This window comes from Paraburkholderia sp. BL6665CI2N2, assembly GCF_004366535.1.
In the GTDB taxonomy this organism is placed as follows: domain Bacteria; phylum Pseudomonadota; class Gammaproteobacteria; order Burkholderiales; family Burkholderiaceae; genus Paraburkholderia.
In genome coordinates this window covers 4,039,661-4,060,091 of the sequence record NZ_SORC01000001.1, presented here as the reverse complement: position 1 = coordinate 4,060,091, position 20,431 = coordinate 4,039,661, and the positions used below count along the sequence as shown (strand labels likewise).

Genomic DNA, 20,431 nt, shown 5'->3' with positions numbered 1-20,431 from the left:
GTCTGAAAAAGCGGCTTAAAACGGCGCGGAAATGTACCGTTTGGGGAATGTTCACGGCGAGGTAGCAGCAGCGATCTGGCGGTCTCGATTCGGCGAATGCGGCGGCGCGTGCGGACGAAAAAAATCCGCGCACGCGGCGCGGATTTCGGTCATGCGATTCTAAAATCGCGAAAGCCTTTACTCAGCCGATGGCGGCACATAACCCTGCGCCGTATCCGCGCCTTCGCCGAAGAAGAACTTTTCGGTCTGCTTCATCAGGTATTGGCGCGCGCGCGGATCAGCCATATTCAGGCGGTTTTCGTTGATCAGCATGGTTTGCTGCTTCAACCAGGCCTGCCAGGCTTCCTTCGAAATGCTTTCGTAGATCCGCTTGCCGAGTTCGCCGGGCAGCGGCGGGAAATCGAGGCCTTCGGCTTCTTTGCCGAGCTTCGCGCATTGAACCATACGAGACATGCTGTGCTTCTCCTAGAATCGGTGTGGGGGCGGACAGTCGCTATATATAGGGCCGCTCAGAGCTGTTTCATCAGCACGAGCGATTTGCGCTGCCAGTTATAGAGCCGGCGGCGGTCTTCCGGCAGGTCGTCGACCGTGACCTTGACGAAGCCGCGCTTGAGGAACCAGTGTTCGGTACGCGTGGTGAGCACGAAAATGCGCGTCAGGCCGCGCGCCCGCGCGCGTTGCTCGATGCGCTTCAACAGCCGTTCGCCGTCGCCGGTGCCTTGCGCTTCAGGCGCGACCGTCAGACAGGCCATTTCGCCGATGCGCTCCTGCGTGTACGGATACAGCGCCGCGCAGCCGAACAGCACGCCATCGTGCTCGATCACCGAGAAATGGTCGATGTCGCGTTCGATCTGGTGACGCCCGCGCCGCACGAGGGTGCCGTCCGATTCGAGCGGCTCGATCAGCGCGAGAATGCCGCCGACGTCGTCCGGCGTGGCTTCGCGCAGGCTTTCGAGGTTCTCGTACGAGATCATCGTGCCCACGCCGTCGTGCAGGAACAGTTCGAGCAGCAGGCTGCCGTCGAGCGCGTAGGGGATAATGTGCGCCCGTGCCACGCCGCCACGGCAGGCGCGAATCGAGTGCTTCAGATAGAAGCCCGCGTCGCCGGTGACTTCGCCGCTTTCGTGCAGTTTGTAGGCGTCGTCGAGCGATAGTTCGCGCACCAGTTCGGGGCCTTCTTCGCCGGCTTGCATCAGCCCCGGCGTTTCGGTCAGGAACACGATCTTGTCGGCGCGCAGCGCGATCGCCGCGGCGGACGCCACGTCTTCCATGGCCAGATTGAACGCTTCGCCGGTGGGCGAGAAGCCGAGCGGCGAGAGCAGCACCAGCTTGCGGCTCGCGAGCGAGTGGCGGATCGAGTCGGCGTCGATCTTGCGCACCACGCCGGTGTGCGCGAAATCGACCCCGTCGAGAATGCCGACCGGCCGCGCCGTCACGAAGTTGCCCGACACCACGCTGATGTGCGCGTGCGCCATTGGCGTATTCGGCAAACCCTGGCTGATCGCGGCCTCGATATCCAGACGAACTTCGCCGGCCGCCTCTTTCGCGGATTCGAGCGCGCGCGCGTCCGTAATGCGCATGCCGTGCGAAAACTCGGACTCGACGCCGTGCAGGCTCATCTGTTCTTCGACCTGCGGGCGCGAGCCGTGCACCAGCACGATCTGGATGCCCATGGCCTGCAGCAGCGCGATGTCGGAGACGAGCGCGTTCAGGAGCCCCTGATGCACCACCTCGCCGCCGAACCCGACGACGAACGTCTTGTTGCGGAACGCATGGATGTAAGGGGCGACTGAGCGCATCCAGTCGACGAATTGCGCGTGCTGGGCGAGATCTTCCGTTGCGCCGGCGGGGGCCGGAGCGCTCGCGGGCGCGGGGACGAGGTCGGTTTGGGAATTCATGCCGGGGATTATAATGCGCCCCCATGTCGAATGTACCCAAAAGTCCCGCTGCGGCGAACGAGAATCCGGCGCCGGCCGCCGATCAACCGAAGGCCGGCGACGCGAAGCGCCGCGATGCGCAGGACGCCGAACGCAACACGCCGCACACGGCGCGCGAGCCGCGGCGCGCCGCGGAAAATGCGCAAGCGCACGAGCATGATTCGGACCGCGACGTGCGCGGTCCTGGAAAAGACGCGGCGCCGAAACACGCTGCAAGCGATGAATCGCGCCGGGCGTCCGAGCGCGCGCAGTCGCCGGCGCAGAAAAATAATCCGAGCGGCGAGGCGCACCGCCGGGGGAGCGGCGAGGGAGCGAAGCACGCCGGAAGCGGCGGGTCGCAGTCGCCGCGCGGCAAGGAAGGTGGGCGTTCCGGCCAGCACCTTAAGCGTGGACAGAATGCGCCGCAGGACGGTCAGTTGCAGCGTGGCGGTGAGCGTGGTGCCCAGCCCGCGGACGCGCTGGGCCAGAAGCAACGGGAAGAGGGCGGTCGTGTCGATCGACCGCGCCACGCTTCTGGACAAAGCGGAGAGCCGCAGCGCCACACGGCGTCGCAAAGCGGGGAGCAACCGCGTCAGTCGGGCGCGCAAGGCGGGCAGCAACCGCGTCATACATCCGGGCAAGGTGGGGCACCGCGCCGCGAGTCGGGCGGCGCACCCACGCAAAAATCACCGGCGACAAGCGACGCCGAGCGCAGCTCCAACCGCCGCGAAGCGCAGCCGCCACGTGAGCCACGCGCGCCACGCGCACCGCGTGTCGTCCAGCCCAACCCGATCCCGCTGATTACGTACCCCGAAGCGCTGCCGGTTTCCGGCCGTCGCGAGGAAATCGCCAAAGCCATCGCCGGGAATCAGGTCGTGATCGTCTGCGGCGAAACCGGCTCCGGTAAAACCACCCAGCTGCCGAAAATCTGCCTCGAACTCGGGCGCGGTCTCGGCGCGGGCGGCTCCGGTCTGATCGGCCACACGCAGCCACGCCGGATCGCCGCGTCGGCGACCGGCCGCCGCATCGCCGAAGAACTCGGCACGCCGTTCGGCGAAGTGGTCGGCTACAAGGTGCGCTTCACCGACAATCTGTCGCCGGGCGCCTCGGTCAAGCTGATGACCGACGGCATTCTGCTCGCCGAAACGCAAACCGATCCGCTGCTCAAGGCGTACGACACGCTGATCATCGACGAGGCGCACGAGCGCAGCCTGAACATCGATTTTCTGCTCGGCTATCTGAAGGAAATCCTCGTCAAGCGTCCCGATCTGAAACTGATCGTGACCTCGGCGACGATCGACGCGGATCGTTTCGCGCGCCACTTCGGCAGCGAAGAAAAGCCCGCGCCGGTGATCGAGGTGAGCGGGCGACTGTATCCGGTCGAGGTGCGCTATCGCCCGGTCGCGGAAGACAGCCCGGCCGTGAAGGCTGCGCAAGGTGATGCGCCCGCTGCGCAACGCGGCGGCGACCGGCCGAAAACCCAGCGCGAAACCGATCGCGATCTGATGGACGCGATCGTCGACGCGGTCGACGAACTGTGCCGCGAAGGCCCGGGCGACGTGCTGGTGTTCCTGCCCGGCGAGCGCGAAATCCGCGACGCCGCCGAGGCGCTGCGCAAGCACCATCCACCGCATACGGAAATTCTGCCGCTGTTCGCGCGGCTTTCCGCGGCCGAACAGGAGCGTGTATTCCGCACCTCGAACGCGCGCCGCATCGTGCTGGCCACCAACGTCGCCGAAACCTCGCTGACGGTGCCGGGCATTCGTTATGTGGTCGATACCGGCCTCGCGCGTGTGAAGCGCTATTCGTATCGCAACAAGGTCGAGCAGTTGCAGGTGGAATCGATTTCGCAGGCCGCCGCCAATCAGCGGGCCGGGCGTTGCGGCCGCGTGGCCGATGGCATCTGCATTCGTCTCTACGAGGAAAGCGACTATCAGGGCCGCGTGCGCTTCACTGATCCGGAAATTTTGCGTTCGTCGCTGGCGTCGGTGATTCTGCGCATGAAGTCGCTGCATCTGACGGCGATCGAGACGTTCCCGTTCATCGAGCCGCCGCCGGGCCGTGCCATCGCCGATGGCTATCAGCTGCTCAACGAACTCGGCGCCGTCGACGACGACAACCAGCTCACGCCGCTCGGCCGCGAACTCGCGCGCCTGCCGCTCGACCCACGCGTCGGCCGGATGATTCTGGCCGCGCGCGACCAGCAGGCGTTGAAGGAAGTGCTGATCATCGCGAGCGCGTTGTCCGTGCAGGATCCGCGCGACCGGCCGATCGAAGCGCAGGAGCAGGCCGATCAGGCGCATCGCCGTTTTGCCGACGAGCGCTCCGAATTTTTGCAATGGCTGAAAATCTGGAACTGGTTCGAAGAAGCGATCGCGCACAAGAAGTCGAACAAGCAACTGCACGAAGAGTGCCGCAAGAACTTCCTGTCGCAACTGCGCCTGCGCGAATGGCGCGACGTGCACTCGCAACTGCTGACGGTGGTGCGCGAGCACGGCTGGCGTCTGAACGAAGCGGAAGCGACCTTCGAGCAGATCCACCTCGCGTTGCTGACGGGCCTGCTCGGCAACATCGGTCTCAAAGCTGACGACGAGCCGTATTACCTCGGCGCACGCGGCATCAAGTTCTATCTGTGGCCGGGCTCGGCGCTGGTGAAGAAAGCCGGCAAGTGGGCGATGGCCGCCGAACTGGTCGAGACGAGCCGGCTGTACGCGCGCTGCATCGCGAAGATCGAGCCGGAGTGGATCGAGAAGATCGGCGCGCATCTGTTGAAGAAGTCGCTCTCCGAGCCGCATTGGGAGAAGCGCGCGGCGCAGGTCTCGGCGTTCGAACGCGCCGTGCTATACGGGCTGCCGATCTATCACCGGCGGCGCGTGAGCTTTGGCAAACAGGACCCGGAGCGCGCCCGCGAGCTGTTCATTCGCGGCGCGCTGGTGGAAGGCGAGTTCGACACGAAGCTTGCGTTCTTCGCGCCCAACCGCAAACTGCTCGCCGATATCGAGCAGCTCGAACACAAGTCGCGCCGCCAGGACGTGCTGGTGGACGACGAGTTGATCTTCGCCTACTACGATCAGGCGCTGCCGAAGGGCATTTACACCGGCGCGTCGTTCGAGCGCTGGTATCGCGACGAGGTGAAAAAGAGCGGCCAGCCGGAAGACAAGCTGCGCCTCCTGTATCTGTCGCGTGACGACTTGATGCGGCACGAAGCCGCCGGCGTGACCACCGACCTGTTCCCGAAGCGGATGACGATGGCGGGCGTCGAGATGGCGCTCACCTATCATTTCGAGCCGGGTTCGCCGCGTGACGGCGTGACACTCGCCGTGCCGCTGTATGCACTGAATCAGGTCGACGCGCGGCGCTGCGAATGGCTCGTGCCCGGCATGCTGAAAGAGAAGACGCAACTGCTGCTGAAGTCCTTGCCGCAGAAGCTCCGCCGTCATTGTGTGCCGCTGCCGGAGTACGCGGCGGGTTTCGTCGACCGGCACGGCGGTCCGCGCTTCGGTGCGGGCGGTTTGCTCGAGTCGCTGATTGCCGATGTTCGCGAGCAGACGCAAGTCGCGATGAAGCAGTCGGACTTCAAACTCGAGACCTTGCCGCCGCATCTGTTCATGAACTTCAAGGTCGTCGACGAGCATGGTCGCCAGCTCGCGATGGGCCGCAACATGTCGCAACTGCGCGCCGAACTCGGCAGCCAGGCGCAGCAGCATTTTCAGAAGATCGCATCGAGCGCGGCCGGGGCGGCGTTGGCGGACGCGGGCGGCGGCGGTGTCGCGACGCCGTCGCAAGCGTCCGGTGGTGCGGCCGGCGCAGGTGCGCAGCGAGGCAAGGGCGGTGCTGCCGTGTCAGGCCCGCAGACCGCGCCGCAAGCCGGCGCGCAGGGCACGGCCTTGTATGAAAAGCTGACGACATGGAATTTCGGCAAGCTTCCCGAGTTGCTCGAAATCCGTCGCGGCGGGCAGACGCTGTTCGGTTATCCGGCGCTGGTGGATCGCGGCACGCATTGCGACGTCGAAGTGTTCGATTCGCCCGACGAAGCCGCGCGGATTCATCGCGCGGGATTGCGTCGACTGTTCGCGTTGCAGTTGAAGGAGCCGATCAAGTATCTGGAAAAGAATCTGCCGGGTTTGCGCGAAATGGCGATGCAGTTCATGCCGCGCGGCACGCAGGAAGAGTTGCGCGATCAACTGATCGACACCGCGTTGGACCGCGCTTGCCTGCAAGATCCGTTGCCCGATGACGACGTCAGTTTCCATACGCGCCGCGACGAAGGCCACAGCCGCCTGACCTTGCTCGCTCAGGAAATTGCCCGGCTGGTCGGGCAGATTCTGAGCGAATACGCAACCGTAGCGAAGAAGCTGGTGCAGGCAAGGTCGTTCACGGCGGCGCATGCCGATTTGCAGAACCAGCTCGACGGACTGATCGGCAAGCGCTTCGTGGTCGACACGCCGTACGCGCAACTGGCGCATTTCCCGCGCTATCTGAAGGGGATCGCGCTACGCATCGACAAACTGAAGGCGGACCCCGCGCGCGACGCGCGGCAGTTCGCCGAATTCCAGCCGCTGCTGCAGAACTACCAGCGCGCGGTGGCGCAACGCGGCGGCGTGCTGGATCCGCGCTTGTCGGAGTTCCGCTGGTTGCTGGAAGAGTTGCGGATCTCGCTGTTTGCGCAGGAGTTGCGTACGCCGATGCCGATTTCGGTGAAGCGGCTTTATAAGGTATGGGAATCGATGCAGCGCTGATCGGGGCGCGCAGGGGGCGCCTCGCGCGGGTCGGTTCGGCTACAGATCGGCGTGATAGGCCCGCGGCCTTTCGCGGCGAGATAAAAGGGCGCGCGCCGCCATGCCTTGTGGGCGTGGCGGCGCGGGCAAAAACGGGCGCGGGGCCTGGGTCTAGCTTGCGCTCGTCGCATATGAAAAGTCGATCGACCGGGCTCCTGCTGCGACTCGCGTTGGCCCGGCCTGTCCTGCCAGTTCCGTTACCAGTGCATGCCGGCGCCGATCGCCGCGCCGAACTGTCCGCGCGAATCCGTGGTGCCTTGCAGCTTGTAGACCCACTTCCCCGTTTCCGAGATTTGCGATACGCCGATGGCCAACGCCGACTGACCCGCATAGGTGCCGCCGGCCATTGCGACCATGCCGCGACCTGGCAGAATTGCCTGCGGCAAGCCGGCCATTGCCATGGCGGATGCCGTGCCGCCATAACCATCGCGACGGGCCGAGCGGATCTGGTCGTCGGTATAGCTGTTCGCCTGGCTGACCGCTCCGCTCACGCTTTGCTGCAACTGGTTGACGTTGACCGCGTCGGTGCCTTGCACACCGGCTGCGACATTGGTGATCTGGCGTTCCTGGCCTGCCGCGCCGACCGAGACCGTGTTTGCGCGGTCCGCGATCGAGCCTTGGCCCAATGCGACGGAGTTGTCAGCGCTGGCGTTCGCAGCTGCGCCGAGCGCGGTGGCATTGGCGCCGCTCGCAAGCGAGTTCGCGCCGATGGCGACCGCGTTGGTGCCGGTAGCCTGAGCGTTGGCGCCCGCGGCGACGGACTGTGTGCCAGACGACACGGCGCCTTGGGTGTCGCGATTGCCTTCAGCGCTGAAGAACGGATTGCCCGAGTTGACCACGACGTTGTTGACCGCGCCCGCGATGGCGGCGTTCAACTGATTGACGTTGACCGCGTCGGTGCCGTCCACCCCCGCCGCGACGTTGTGAATCGCCGTGCCGCCGTTCGCCGCGTCGCCACCGAGCGTGACGCTGTTCTTGTTGACGCTGCCGTCGGCGTTCTGGTCATAAGTGAGCGCAGCGTCGAGTTTCGCGGCGTTGGCGGTGCCCTGGTCGCTCACGGCTTTCAACTGCGCGACGTTGACGGCGTCGGTGTCCGCCGTGCCGGCTGCGACGTTCGTGATCTGGCGTTCGTTGCCGGCGGAGCCGACCGAAACCGTGTTCGCCCGCGTCGCGATCGAGCCTTGGCCGAGTGCGACCGAGTTGGCGGCCGAGGCGCTGGCCTGATAACCGAGCGCGGTCGAATTCGCGCCGCTTGCGCCGGCCTGGTATCCAAGCGCGGTGGAGCCGTCGCCCTGAGCGATTGCGGCGCCACCGACCGCGGTGCTGAATGCGCCGCTCGCCTGTGAGCTCGCGCCAGCGGCAAAGGCGGCTTGCCCGGCAGCGAGCGCGGAACTTCCGATGGCGACTGCGTTGCTGCCGGTGGCCGAGGCGTCGTCGGTGCTGTCGTTCAGGCCGTTTGCCTTGAAGTAGCGCGAGGCGCTCGCGCTAACGGCCTGCAATTGCCTCAGGTTGACGGCGTCAGTCGCGCTGGTGCCGTCGGCGACGTTGGTGATCTGACGTTCGTTGCCGGGGGAGCCGACGGAGACGCTGTTCGCCCGGTCGGCCACCGAACCTTGGCCCAAAGCGACCGAACCGTCGGCCGACGCGTTCGCGTCATGGCCTATCGCAATTGAATCGACGTTGCCGGCGACGGCGCTATAACCGATCGCGACGCTACCCGCCGAGGTGGCGGACGCATACGCACCGAGCGCGGCGGCGCCGGTTGCGGCGGCCGCGGAATTGGCGCCGAGCGCGGTGGCGTTGTCGCCCGATGCGCTCGCCAGCACCCCTGCCGCGACCGCATGCGTACCGGCGGCCACGGCGTCGTCCGTGCCGTCGGCGACGCCGTCGGCCTTGAAGTAGTGCTGGGTGCCGCTTTGCGCGATAGCGACGATCTTGCCGTCGACCGCGCTCAACTGGCTTACGTTGACGGCATCGGTTGCCGCCGCGCCGGCTGCCACGTTAGTCAGGCGGCGTTCGTTGCCTGTCGAGCCGACGGACACCTCGCCGAAAGCGGTAGTCGCAGCGACAACGCCGCTCGTGCCAAATTCCGCGCCGGGTTGGCTGAGATTCGCGGTGGTGGTCGAGTTCGCCCCGACGCCGACACTGTTCGCGGCGGTGACACTGGCGTTGTAGCCAAGCGCCACGCTGTTGGTCCCGGAGACCTTCGCATTGGCGCCGAGCGCTGTGGAGCCGTCGGCGTAGGCGAGCGAGCCGTAGCCGAGCGCGGACGCGTTGGCGCCATACGCGGTGGCGAGCCGGCCGAGCGCAGTGCCATTTTGCCAGGCGCGGGCGCCGGCGCCGAGCGCCACGGCATTAGTGCCGTTCGCCAGCGCCGCATTGCCGATGGCGACGCCGTTCAGGCTGCTCGCCGATGCGGCATAGCCAACTGCGATTGCATTCGCTGCGGATGCGCTTGCCTGATTGCCCGTGGCGACCGCACCGGTCGCCGCCGCGTCGGAGTTGTAGCCGATTGCAACGGCCCCGGCGGCGGCAATTTCCGAGCGAGCGTTGCGGCCGAGCGCGACCGAGTTATCGCCGTCTGCCTGGGCCTTGTAGCCGATCGCCGAAGCGCCGGTGGCGGTTGCGTGAGCGTCGTCCGGCGTCAGTGAGTTGTCGTTGGTCCGGACGTATTTGACGCCGTTGCCGTTCTGACTGGTGTAGGCCGCGCTGGTGTCGCCGGCGACGGCATAGAGCTGGGCGCCGTTCACGGCGTCGGTGCTGCCGGCGGATACGGCACCTTGATGCACGTTGGTTATCGTCGTACCGCCCGTGACGCCGCCGTCCGTGGAGGTGGGACCTGCGAGCGTGACGCTGTTCGTGTTGACGGTGCCGTCCGCATTAGTGCCGTATGAGACAGCGTTGGCCGTGGCAGCAGTAATGGCGCCCTTGAGCTGGCTAACGTTGACGGCATCGGTGTCGGCTGCGCCGGCGGCGACGCCGCTAACGGACCGGTTGCCGACGTTGACTTCGCCGGCCGAAGATTGTGGTGCGGTGAGGCCGTAAGCGGTGTACCCGGTCTGGGCGCCGACGGTCGTGGCTGAACCCGCGCCGAGCGCGACACTGTTGGCGTGCGTGGCTGACGCCGCATTACCGATGGCGACCGAATTAAGGCCGCTAGCCTGCGCGGCTTTGCCGAACGCCATGGCCCCCACTCCGCTGACGAAAGCCAGATTGCCGATTGCGATTCCGTAGAGCGCAGTGGGTGCGGTTGTTGCCTGCACGCCCATTGCCATCGAATTGACGCTATTCGCGTTGGCCTGAACGCCGGTTGCGATCGACATCATGCCCCGCGCACTGGCCTGGAAGCCCGTCGCCATCGCGTAGGGGCCCGCCGCGGTTGCGCCGATGCCGATCGCAATCGCGCCCGGGCCTCCCGCAGAAGGGAGGATATCGTTTCCAGGCGAATCGACGCTCGTGTCTACGAAGAGGGAGGCATGCGCCGCCGGCGCGCCCCCCGCCAGCGCAGCCAGAATCAGCACTGCACGCGCGATGGCCTTCTTGCGCTTCGTCTTTGATCTTGCCGTTATCGGCGCCGCCGACGACGTTGCCGTCGCTTCACACCAAACCAATGGGTTATCGCTATTCATTGTTTTAGAAACTCCGGGGTAGTGCGTGAATGCGCGGCACATAAGCGCGGGTGTTCGTGTATGGATTCATCGCCCGGATAAATCACGCAAAAATAAATCCGCGAGCTTTGGCTTTGCCAGAGCAGGCCGTTGGTTTCTTACGTGCGAACCACCCGCGTCACGCCCATGCATTCAGGAATGAGTGGATAGGGATGAGGCGGGAGGATTTTCAGGTTCGGCGGCGGCGCGGGAGATCAGTTAAATCTGCAGCAGGTGCGGAAAAATCGCATTATGTCGGCGTGTCTCAATTGATCAGTATGTAAGAGGCGTTAAATAAGGAATGTTCTAAATATATTCTGGTAATTGTTTGGTTAATCTAAGCATTCTCCTGTGTTTATACGTCTTCAATGAGATTCCACTTTTCAGGCGTGATACTCGCCACCGGCGCTTTCAGAACGACGCGATTCGTGTGTGTGTTCGAGCTGCTCGCCCTCCGGCAGCCGGGTCATCCCGCCCCTGATTTCTCCTGGCCTTACACCGACCTGCGTCAACCGCTGGCCGCGGCAAACGTTCTACAATGATGGTTGTTCTCCGAAGTGAGTTTTCATGCGTAAATTTTTTCTTCCCGGCTTGACTGCCACGGTCGCCGCGGGCGCGGTGCTGGTCGCCGCCACAGGCTTTTTTTCTCCGGCGGCCCACGCCAACAACGTGATCGTGCTCAATTCCGGCGAGGCCACGCTGAGCCTGATCGACGAGGCGACCCGCCAGGTTGTCGGCACGGTGCCCACGGGTAAGGAACCGCATCACCTGATGGCCACGCCGGACAATTCGTCGTTGATCGTCGCGAATTCGGTGTCGAACAACCTGATGTTCGTGGATCCGAAATCCGGCCAGGTGCAGCGCTGGGTCGAAAATATCGAAGATCCGTATCAAATCGGCTTTTCGCCTGATCGCAAATGGCTGGTCACCACCGGCCTGCGTCTGGACCGTCTGGACATCTATCACTACGACGGCCAGAAGAACCAGATGACGCTGGCCTCGCGCCTGCCGCTCGCGGTCATGCCGAGCCACATGGCGTTCACGACTGATAGCAAGACGGTATTCGTCACGCTGCAGGTGTCGGGCGAGCTGGCCGCGATCGACCTGGCCACGCAAACCGTCAAGTGGAAAATGAAGGTCGGCAAGGTGCCGGCGGGCCTGTGGATGACGCCGGGCGAGAAATATCTGCTGATCGGCATGACCGGCTCGGATTACGTCGCGGTGGTGGATTGGCGCAACCAGAAGATCGTCAAGACGATCCACACCGGCAACGGCGCGCACAACTTCCGTTCCCTGGCCGACGGCAAGCACGTCGCGGTGTCGAACCGCGTGGCAAGCACCATCAGCATTATCGACGAGGACACGCTCACCAACGTCGGCGACATCACCGGCTTGATGCCTGGACCGGACGACATGGAACTTTCCGCCGACAAACGCTATCTGTGGGTTACGTTCCGCTTCGCGAAGCACGTCGGCATCATCGACCTGAACACGCGTAAGCTGATCCAGACGATCGCCGTCGGCCGTTCGCCGCATGGCATCTATTTCTTCAATCGCGCGCCGGTCACGGCGCCGAACGGCGCCTGATGCGAAAGGCTCATGCCGCACCACGCGAACCGTCACGGATGAAGTAACCAGACCAGCACCATGTTCCATCTGATTTTTTCTTCCCTCGACAACTTCGTCTCCTCCGTGCAGACGTTGCTGTACGTCGACGTGGTGCAGCCGCTGCTATTCCGCTTCAATCTGATGGATTACGACGAAGACACCTACGACAGCCTGTATTGGGTGATTGTGGGCGTCGTCGAAGTGCTGGCCATGTACGCGGTTCTGCGTCCGCTCGAAGCGCTGCGCCCGGTGGAACAATGGCAGAGCCGCAAGGCGGTGCGCGTGGACGTGATCTATACGTGGATCGCGAAGCTCGGCATTCTCAACCTGTTCTTTTTCTTCGCGCTTCAACCGTTCTTCGACGCCGTGCAGGCGTGGCTGCGGCTGCATAACATTTCGAATATCGAGTTCGACAATCTCTGGCCCGGCGTGACCACGCAACCGCTCGTCACGTTCGTGATGTATCTGCTGGTGCTCGATTTCGCCGGCTACTGGTATCACCGCTGGGAACACCGGATCGGCGTGTGGTGGGAGTTGCACGCGGTGCATCACAGCCAGCAGCAAATGTCGCTGTGGGCCGACGACCGCAACCATCTGCTCGACGATCTGCTGCAAGCCTCGTTCTTCGCGGTCATCGCGCTGGTGATCGGCGTGCCGCCGTCGCAATTCGTCGTGCTGGTCGCCATCACGAATCTGGCGCAGAGCGTGCAGCACGCGAACATCCGCATGTACTTCGGCTGGCTGGGCGAGCGGCTGCTGGTCAGCCCGACGTTTCATCGGCGCCACCATGCCATCGGTTACGGCCACGAAGGGCTGAAATACGGCTGCAACTTCGGCGTGCTGTTTCCGTGGTGGGACATGCTGTTCCGCAGCGTGTCATGGAGCCGCGAGATGGAGCCGACCGGCATCCGCGATCAACTCACAGGCCGCCGTTACGGTGACGGCTTCTGGGCGCAGCACTGGCTCGCCTTTGTGCGCATCGCCGGGCGTCTCTCGCCGAAGCGCCGCACCGAAAGCAACGACGCCGCCGCCGTCTGAGCGCGCTTCCTCCCACGCCGCCGGTTTCCCCGGCGGCGCGTCACGTGGTTTATCCTGTTCACTTTTGCGACCAAGCGCGGGGCTGCCCGGCGGATTCGTCGCGCGGTTCGCTCCATTCCATCGTTTTGTTCACCGGCACTGGCTCGCATGAATGATCTGTTGCGCTCGTTCGGACGTGCGCTCGCAAGCGCGCTCCACCCGCGCATGCTCTGGTTGACCTTCATGCCGTTTCTGGCGGCAACGGTCGGCTGGGGCGTGATCCTGTGGTTTTCCTGGCAAACGCTGATCGGCGCGACGCGTACCTGGCTCGAAGGCTGGTCGTTCACGATCACGCTTTATCACCTGTTCGACTGGCTCGGTTTTTCTGCGTTGCATGCAGCGATCGCGCCGTTTATCGTGATCGCGATGGCGATTCCGCTGATCGTCGTCACGGTGCTGCTGCTGATCGCCACGCTGTCGATGCCGGCGGTGATCCGCTTCCTGTCGGCGCGGCAATTCCCGAGCCTCGAAATGCGCCGTGGCGGAACGTGGTACGGTAGCCTCGGTCAGGCGCTGTGGACCACGCTGGTGTGTCTGGTGCTGCTGATCGTCACGCTGCCGCTCTGGCTCGTGCCGCCGTTCTTCGCGTTGATTCCGCCGCTCCTGTGGGGCTGGCTGACGTATCGTGTAATGAGCTACGACGCGCTCGCGCTGCATGCCACGCGTGACGAGCGGCGCGCGCTGGTTCGGCGCTTCCGCTTGCCGCTGCTGCTGATCGGCATTGCGAGCGGCTTGCTCGGTTCGCTGCCGACCTTGTTGTGGGTGTCGTCGGTCTGGCTGATCGTGCTGTTCCCGGTGGTCACGGCCGTGACGATCTGGATCTATGCGTTCATCCTCATATTTTCGGCGCTGTGGTTCGGCTACTACTGTTTGCGCGCGCTGCAGCGCATGCGCGCGGAAGAGCACGGCGGCGTGCGGCACGCGGCGCCGGTTCCCTACTGATGCATTACTGACTAAGCGAAAAAGAGGCGGCAATGGCATTTGGCGTCATCATCATCGGCGATGAAATTCTGTCGGGCAGACGTATCGACAAGCATCTGCCGAAGGTCATCGAATTGCTGGGCGCGCGTGGGCTGTCGCTCGGCTGGGCGGAGTACATCGGCGACGATCCGGAGCGCATCACCGCGACGCTGCGGCGCACGTTCGCCTCGGGCGACATCGTGTTCTCCACGGGCGGCATCGGCGCCACCCCGGACGACCACACGCGCCAATGCGCGGCGGCCGCGCTCGGCGTGCCGCTCGAACTGCATCCGGAGGCCGCAAAGCTGATTCAGGAGCGTATCCGCGACATGTATCCGGCGAACGCGGCCGCGCCGCTCGATCTGGAGTCGCCGGAGAATCGGCATCGGCTGAATATGGGCACGTATCCGCAGGGCGCGTCGATCATTCCGAACGGCTACAACAAGATTCCGGGCTTTTCGATCAATCGGCATCACTTCGTGCCGGGCTTTCCGGTGATGGCGTGGCCGATGATCGAGTGGGTGCTGGACACGCAGTACGCCGATCTGCACCACGCCATGCCGCACGCGGAGAAGTCGCTGCTGGTGTTCGAGTTGCCGGAGTCACGCGTCACGCCGCTCATGGAAAAAATCGAACGCGATTTTCCGGGCGTGCGGGTCTTCAGCCTGCCGAGCGTCGGCGATGCGGAACGGGGTGGCGTGTACGCGCGGCATCACATCGATCTGGGCGTGAAGGGCGAGCCCGAAGCGGTGGCGGCGGCGTTCGTCAAGCTGCGGGAAGGCGTGCATCTGCTGGGCGGCGATATCGTCGAGCCCGAGGCGGCGGCTGCGAAGCCGCGCGGCTGATCCGCTCGTTACACGTTTATCTTTGTTCGGGCGCTGCGGCGCCCGTTTTTCATCGCGCTCGTCGCCGATTCCGAGCGCGGCAGAGGCGGATCATCGACCTGTCATATTCAGCGCCGACGATGTGGCTGTCCTCATCTGCGGCAGGCAAATAGCGGCGTTGCGGTCCCGAGAAGCCGCCGCGACTGCCAGCGAGCAATCAGCAAGCAGGCTGCGAGCGGGCAGCGGTAGCGTAAGCGCCTGAAACTGCCGCGCAGCCGCTGCGCAGCAGTCATCCAACCGCCGCACCCAACCACCGCACTCACGCGCCGATCCACGGCAACCCGCGAAAGCACCAGCCCGACACCGTCTTCCGATGCCCCTGGCCATCCTTGTCGCCTTCGAAGCCTTCCAGCAGGTCATACGCCTTGGTGAAGCCGGCCTGCGTGGCGGCGATCGCGGCGAGCTTCGAGCGCGCGGCGCTGCGGCACAGGAACAGCACGGGCGTATCGGGCGTGGCGACCTGTTTCAACTGCGCGAGAAATTCCTGGTTCGGGACGGCGCCCGGATAGCGCGTCCATTCCACGTGTGCGTACTGTCCGTCGCCGATCACCGGCCGGCCGACCCAATCGAGTTCGGCGCGAGTGCGCACATCGACGAGGCGGGTGCGCGGATCGAGTTGCAGCAGTTCGAACGCTTCGGCGGGCGATATGGCGCCCGCGTACGGCAACTGATTCTCGCTGCGGCGCTTGTCCGCGCTGGCGTATAACTGTTCGAGCGTGCTCATGAGCGCAAATCTCCTTCGGACCAAACGACTATTTTAGCGCGCGCCGTGCGGCGCGCGCGTCTTGCACGAACGGCGGAGATAGGCTTGCATCGCAGGCGGGCGAATGCGCAAATATGGTGCAAATTTCGTGAAATGCACCAAAATAAAGATGTCATCGGTTCCCAATCCGGTGAATGCACATATTTGGTGCTAACCCGGACTCGAGGATTTGGGGGCTGCATGCGGTGCGGTGCGCCCATTCCCCGCAATCGCGCGCGCAGTGTGGCTCTGCGCCGGGTTGGCCCACACATGGCACAGAAGCTGCTTTATTGGTGCCGATCGATTTGTCCAGGCAGACTTTTATGTTCCTCCTCAACGATTGAGGGTGGACGCGCCGGGACGGGTCAGCTAGATTGGGCGGCGGCTGAATCCGCCGAATTCGTTAATCAGGAGATAGGTTATGAGTAAATCCGTGGCCGACGTCGTACAACTCGTCAAAGACGAAGACGTCAAGTTTGTCGACTTTCGTTTCACCGACACGCGCGGCAAAGAGCAACACGTTTCGGTGCCGGTGTCGGCATTCGATGAAGACAAGTTCGAAAGCGGCCATGCGTTTGACGGTTCTTCGATTGCCGGCTGGAAGGGCATCGAAGCCTCGGACATGTTGCTGGTCCCGGATGCGAACACGGCTTTCATCGACCCGTTCTACGAAGAATCCACCCTCGTGCTGACCTGCGACGTCGTCGAACCGGCGGACGGCAAGGGCTACGAGCGCGACCCGCGCTCGCTGGCAAAGCGCGCTGAAGCCTACCTGAAGAGCACGGGCCTCGGCGACACGGCCTTCTTCGGTCCGGAGCCGGAATTCTTCATTTTCGATTCGGTCCAGTGGAACACGGACCAGTCGGGCTGCTTCATCAAGATCGGCTCGGAAGAAGCACCGTGGTCGTCGGCGAAGGAATTCGAAGGCGGCAACACCGGCCACCGTCCGGGCACCAAGGGCGGCTACTTCCCGGTCGCTCCGGTCGACACGTTCCAGGACATCCGTTCAGAAATGTGTCTGCTGCTCGAACAGATCGGCATTCCGGTCGAAGTGCATCACCACGAAGTCGCGGGCCAAGGCCAGAACGAAATCGGCACCAAGTTCTCGACGCTGGTACAACGCGCCGACTGGCTGCAGCAAATGAAGTACATCATCCACAACGTCGCGCACACGTACGGCAAGACGGCAACGTTCATGCCGAAGCCGGTGGTTGGCGATAACGGTTCGGGCATGCACGTTCACCAGTCGATCTGGAAAGACGGCACGAACCTGTTCGCGGGCAACGGTTACGCAGGTCTGTCGGAATTCGCGCTGTTCTACATCGGCGGCATCATCAAGCATGCTCGCGCGCTGAACGCGATCACGAACCCGTCGACGAACTCGTACAAGCGCCTCGTGCCGCACTTCGAAGCACCGGTCAAGCTGGCTTACTCGGCTCGCAACCGTTCGGCATCGATCCGCATTCCGCACGTGTCGAACCCGAAGGGCCGCCGTATCGAAACGCGTTTCCCGGATCCGATGGCGAATCCGTACCTGTGCTTCTCCGCGCTGATGATGGCGGGTCTGGACGGCGTGCAGAACAAGATTCACCCGGGCGAAGCTGCCGACAAGAACCTGTACGACCTGCCGCCGGAAGAGGATGCAAAGATCCCGACCGTATGCGCCGGCCTCGACCAGGCTCTGGACGCGCTGGACGCGGACCGCGAATTCCTGACGCGCGGTGGCGTGTTCACGGATTCGATGCTCGACGCGTACATCGAACTGAAGACGGGCGAGCTGCAACGCTATCGTCAGTCGGTGCACCCGATCGAATTCGAAATGTACTACTCGCTGTAAGCGGCCATGGCGCTTCGCCCTTCACACGGCGAAGCGCTTTGCCCGACGCTCGCGATCGGTCACGAAGGGACGGCGGCGCCGTCCCTTTTTCGTTAGGCCGCGCACAACGTTTGCGGCGTATGGGCGTTGTTGAGGTATTGAGCAAAACAGCAGGCGGACTACCTGATTTATCACCATCTCCTATCGGCCAGACTGCAAGATGGTTCTTAAGAATCTGATCAAGGCAAGGAAAGGGCACGAGCAGGCGCTCTCGGACGACGCTCAACTCGTCAGCTCCGGTTTGCTGCCGGGCTTCGAGGCGTTGCCGACAGTGGTGCTGGTGCTCGAAAAGCGCACGCTGCGCGTCGCGTTTGCGAATCCGTCGGCGGAGTCGATGCTGGAGCTCTCGCGCCGGCAACTGACGCAAATGGCGTGGCCGGACATCTTCTCGAATGCCGACGAACTGGTCGCGACCATCTCCGCGATCGCCGCCCACCGCTTTCATGCGACGCATCTCGACGCCGTGCTCGAACGGCCGGCCCACGAGCCGCTGCATGTGCATGCGATCGTCGGCTTCCTGGAAAGCGCGCAAGACTACGTGCTGCTCGAACTGTTCGAAAACGAGCGGCATTTACGCACCGACCGCGAGGAGCGCATCAACGACCTCACGGCGGTCAACAAGCAGCTGATCCGCAATCTCGCGCATGAGATCAAGAATCCGCTCGGCGGCATTCGCGGCGCGGCGCAACTGCTCGAGTTCGAACTCGGCGAGCGTCAACGCGATGAGTTGCGCGAGTACACGCAGGTCATCATCAAGGAATCGGACCGGCTGCAAACGCTGGTCGACCGGTTGCTCGAACCGCACCGTCATCCGCATATCGTCGGCGACGTGAACATTCACGAGGTATGCGAGCGCGTGCGTCAGGTGATTCTCGCGGAGTTTCCGCGCGGCCTCACCATCGAGCGCGATTACGACGTGAGCGTGCCGGACCTGCGCGGCGACAAGGAGCAACTGATCCAGGCGCTCCTGAACATCGTGCGCAACGCGGCTGAAGCGCTGCGCGAACGTATTTCGCAAGGCGATGCGCGAATCGAATTGCGCACCCGCATTGCCCGCAAGATTACGGTGTCGAAACGCTTATGTAAGCTGGCACTGGACTTGCATATCACTGACAACGGCCCAGGCATTCCCGAAGAAATCCGTGACCGCATTTTCTATCCGCTCGTGTCGGGGCGCGAGGACGGCAGCGGTCTTGGACTGACGCTCGCGCAGACCTTCGTGCAACAGCATGACGGTTTGATCGAAGTGGATAGCCGCCCGGGCCACACCGAGTTTCAGATTCTGCTGCCGCTCGACTGCTAACACCATATGTACTCAAACGTACTCAAGACTTCTGACCGACCCATATGAAGCCGATCTGGATAGTAGACGACGATCAATCGATTCGCTGGGTGCTCGAAAAAGCACTGGCCCGCGAAAACTTCGCGACTCGCAGCTTCGCGAACGTGCGCGAGGCGTCGGCCGCGCTCGAACATGAGAGTCCGCAAGTGCTGGTGTCCGACATCCGGATGCCCGGCGGCTCCGGTCTCGAATTGCTGCAAACCGTGCGCGACAAGGTGCCGGGCTTGCCCGTCATCATCATGACGGCGTTCTCGGATCTGGATAGCGCGGTCGCCGCGTTCCAGGGCGGCGCGTTCGAGTACCTCGCCAAGCCGTTCGACGTCGACAAGGCGGTCGAACTGATTCGCCGTGCCGTCGACGAAAGCATGCGCGGCGAACAGACGTGGGATGAACGCGTTACCGAAGCACCGGAAATGCTCGGCCAGGCACCAGCGATGCAGGATATGTTCCGCGCCATCGGCCGCTTGTCCCATTCTGCGGCAACCGTGCTCATTACCGGCGAATCAGGCACCGGGAAGGAACTGGTCGCGCGTGCGTTGCACCGACATAGCCCACGCGCGAACGGTCCCTTCATCGCACTGAACACTGCCGCGATTCCAAAAGATCTGTTGGAATCCGAATTATTCGGCCACGAGCGCGGCGCCTTTACCGGCGCGCAGGCCATGCGCCAAGGCCGCTTCGAACAGGCCGAGAACGGCACACTGTTTCTCGATGAAATCGGCGATATGCCGTTCGATCTGCAAACGCGTCTATTGCGGGTGTTGTCGGACGGGCAGTTTTATCGCGTGGGCGGCCACAATCCGTTGCGCGCCAATGTGCGCGTGATCGCGGCGACGCACCAGAATCTCGAATCGCGCGTGCGTCAGGGCCTGTTCCGCGAGGACTTGTATCACCGCCTCAATGTGATCCGCTTGCGCTTGCCGGCTTTGCGCGAACGTAGCGAGGACATTCCGCTGCTCACACGGCACTTTCTGCAAAAGAGCGCGCGCGATCTCGGCGTCGAGCCGAAGCGCGTGTCCGAAGAGGCGCTGGCTTATCTCGCGTCGCTGCCGTTTCCTGGCAACGTGCGTCAATTGGAGAATCTCGCCAACTGGCTCACGGTGATGGCGCCGGCGCAGACCATCGAGATCAAGGACCTGCCGCCTGATCTCGGCCCCGCGCAAGCGGGCGTGAGCGATCTGACCGGCGGTGGCGGCGGGGCGATCGGCGCGGGCGATGCGACTCTTGCGGGCGGCGTGCCGGTCAACGGCGCAAGCGCGGCAACGCATCCGGCCGCGGCGGGCGGCATGCCGGTCGCGACTACCGTGAGCGCCTGGGAAGGCGGCTTACGCACCGAAGTCGCGCGGATGTTGCGCGAGAATGCCGCGGACGTCATGGACGAACTCGCGCGCCGTTTCGAAGCGGCGGTGATTCGCGAAGCGCTGGACTTCACGCGTGGCCGCAAGGTCGAAGCGGCGGAGCGTCTCGGCATTGGCCGCAATACGATTACGCGCAAGATTCAGGAGCTCAATCTCGAGCCCTGAGTGTCTGATTGCAGAGCGGGGCGGCGCGGGAGCCGCGCCGCTCATTCGCTTGTCGAACGAGTCACGCGCTCCCGCAAG

General features: G+C 63.9%; 12 protein-coding genes. 8 read left to right on the top strand and 4 right to left on the bottom strand.

Annotated elements, in window-relative coordinates:
• Positions 1-177 precede the first annotated feature (177 nt).
• Both B0G81_RS18065 and argA read right to left on the bottom strand, forming a co-directional pair.
• Positions 178-453, bottom strand: coding sequence for an oxidative damage protection protein (locus tag B0G81_RS18065; protein WP_106279384.1), 276 nt, complete (start codon positions 451-453; stop codon positions 178-180).
• A gap of 56 nt (positions 454-509) precedes the next feature.
• A complete protein-coding gene (gene argA / locus B0G81_RS18060; RefSeq protein ID WP_106279386.1) occupies positions 510-1,898 on the bottom strand; it encodes an amino-acid N-acetyltransferase in 1,389 nt (462 codons plus the stop codon).
• A gap of 23 nt (positions 1,899-1,921) precedes the next feature.
• Between argA and hrpA the strand changes: the two genes are divergently transcribed.
• Positions 1,922-6,655 carry an ATP-dependent RNA helicase HrpA gene (hrpA, locus tag B0G81_RS18055; RefSeq protein WP_166679014.1) on the top strand — a complete coding sequence of 1,578 codons (4,734 nt, stop codon included), beginning with the start codon at positions 1,922-1,924 and terminating at the stop codon, positions 6,653-6,655.
• A 236-nt stretch (positions 6,656-6,891) separates the two neighbouring features.
• Here hrpA and B0G81_RS18050 read toward each other — a convergent pair whose 3' ends face one another.
• Positions 6,892-10,323: a YadA-like family protein gene (locus B0G81_RS18050; protein ID WP_134137854.1), complete on the bottom strand. Its 3,432-nt coding sequence runs from the start codon at positions 10,321-10,323 to the stop codon at positions 6,892-6,894.
• 585 nt (positions 10,324-10,908) lie between these two features.
• Between B0G81_RS18050 and B0G81_RS18045 the strand changes: the two genes are divergently transcribed.
• From B0G81_RS18045 to B0G81_RS18030, 4 genes are all read left to right on the top strand, one after another.
• On the top strand, positions 10,909-11,928 hold the full coding sequence (locus B0G81_RS18045) for a beta-propeller fold lactonase family protein (RefSeq protein WP_106279391.1): 1,020 nt from the start codon (positions 10,909-10,911) through the stop codon (positions 11,926-11,928).
• A gap of 60 nt (positions 11,929-11,988) precedes the next feature.
• Positions 11,989-12,987, top strand: coding sequence for a sterol desaturase family protein (locus tag B0G81_RS18040; RefSeq protein ID WP_134137853.1), 999 nt, complete (start codon positions 11,989-11,991; stop codon positions 12,985-12,987).
• Between the two features lie 147 nt (positions 12,988-13,134).
• Positions 13,135-13,968, top strand: coding sequence for an EI24 domain-containing protein (locus tag B0G81_RS18035; protein ID WP_106279395.1), 834 nt, complete (start codon positions 13,135-13,137; stop codon positions 13,966-13,968).
• 32 nt (positions 13,969-14,000) lie between these two features.
• Positions 14,001-14,831 (top strand): molybdopterin-binding protein, encoded by an 831-nt coding sequence (locus tag B0G81_RS18030; RefSeq protein WP_134137852.1) that lies wholly within the window; start codon positions 14,001-14,003, stop codon positions 14,829-14,831.
• A gap of 298 nt (positions 14,832-15,129) precedes the next feature.
• Here the strand turns inward: B0G81_RS18030 and B0G81_RS18025 are convergent, their stop codons facing one another.
• On the bottom strand, positions 15,130-15,594 hold the full coding sequence (locus tag B0G81_RS18025) for a rhodanese-like domain-containing protein (protein ID WP_106279399.1): 465 nt from the start codon (positions 15,592-15,594) through the stop codon (positions 15,130-15,132).
• A gap of 439 nt (positions 15,595-16,033) precedes the next feature.
• On the opposite strand from B0G81_RS18025, the gene glnA reads away from it, so the two are divergent.
• From glnA to ntrC, 3 genes are all read left to right on the top strand, one after another.
• On the top strand, positions 16,034-17,449 hold the full coding sequence (glnA, locus tag B0G81_RS18020) for a type I glutamate--ammonia ligase (protein WP_073427532.1): 1,416 nt from the start codon (positions 16,034-16,036) through the stop codon (positions 17,447-17,449).
• A 199-nt stretch (positions 17,450-17,648) separates the two neighbouring features.
• Positions 17,649-18,791: a nitrogen regulation protein NR(II) gene (glnL, locus tag B0G81_RS18015; protein WP_106279401.1), complete on the top strand. Its 1,143-nt coding sequence runs from the start codon at positions 17,649-17,651 to the stop codon at positions 18,789-18,791.
• Between the two features lie 44 nt (positions 18,792-18,835).
• Complete coding sequence (ntrC, locus tag B0G81_RS18010) at positions 18,836-20,353, top strand: nitrogen regulation protein NR(I) (RefSeq protein WP_106279403.1); 1,518 nt, start codon at positions 18,836-18,838, stop codon at positions 20,351-20,353.
• The last annotated feature ends 78 nt before the right edge of the window (positions 20,354-20,431 follow it).

Coding starts and splice junctions, on each gene's coding strand:
- B0G81_RS18065 (WP_106279384.1), bottom strand. CDS start 453: ATGTCTCGTATGGTTCAATGCGCGAAGCTCGGCAAAGAAGCCGAAGGC.
- argA (WP_106279386.1), bottom strand. CDS start 1,898: ATGAATTCCCAAACCGACCTCGTCCCCGCGCCCGCGAGCGCTCCGGCC.
- hrpA (WP_166679014.1), top strand. CDS start 1,922: ATGTCGAATGTACCCAAAAGTCCCGCTGCGGCGAACGAGAATCCGGCG.
- B0G81_RS18050 (WP_134137854.1), bottom strand. CDS start 10,323: ATGAATAGCGATAACCCATTGGTTTGGTGTGAAGCGACGGCAACGTCG.
- B0G81_RS18045 (WP_106279391.1), top strand. CDS start 10,909: ATGCGTAAATTTTTTCTTCCCGGCTTGACTGCCACGGTCGCCGCGGGC.
- B0G81_RS18040 (WP_134137853.1), top strand. CDS start 11,989: ATGTTCCATCTGATTTTTTCTTCCCTCGACAACTTCGTCTCCTCCGTG.
- B0G81_RS18035 (WP_106279395.1), top strand. CDS start 13,135: ATGAATGATCTGTTGCGCTCGTTCGGACGTGCGCTCGCAAGCGCGCTC.
- B0G81_RS18030 (WP_134137852.1), top strand. CDS start 14,001: ATGGCATTTGGCGTCATCATCATCGGCGATGAAATTCTGTCGGGCAGA.
- B0G81_RS18025 (WP_106279399.1), bottom strand. CDS start 15,594: ATGAGCACGCTCGAACAGTTATACGCCAGCGCGGACAAGCGCCGCAGC.
- glnA (WP_073427532.1), top strand. CDS start 16,034: ATGAGTAAATCCGTGGCCGACGTCGTACAACTCGTCAAAGACGAAGAC.
- glnL (WP_106279401.1), top strand. CDS start 17,649: ATGGTTCTTAAGAATCTGATCAAGGCAAGGAAAGGGCACGAGCAGGCG.
- ntrC (WP_106279403.1), top strand. CDS start 18,836: ATGAAGCCGATCTGGATAGTAGACGACGATCAATCGATTCGCTGGGTG.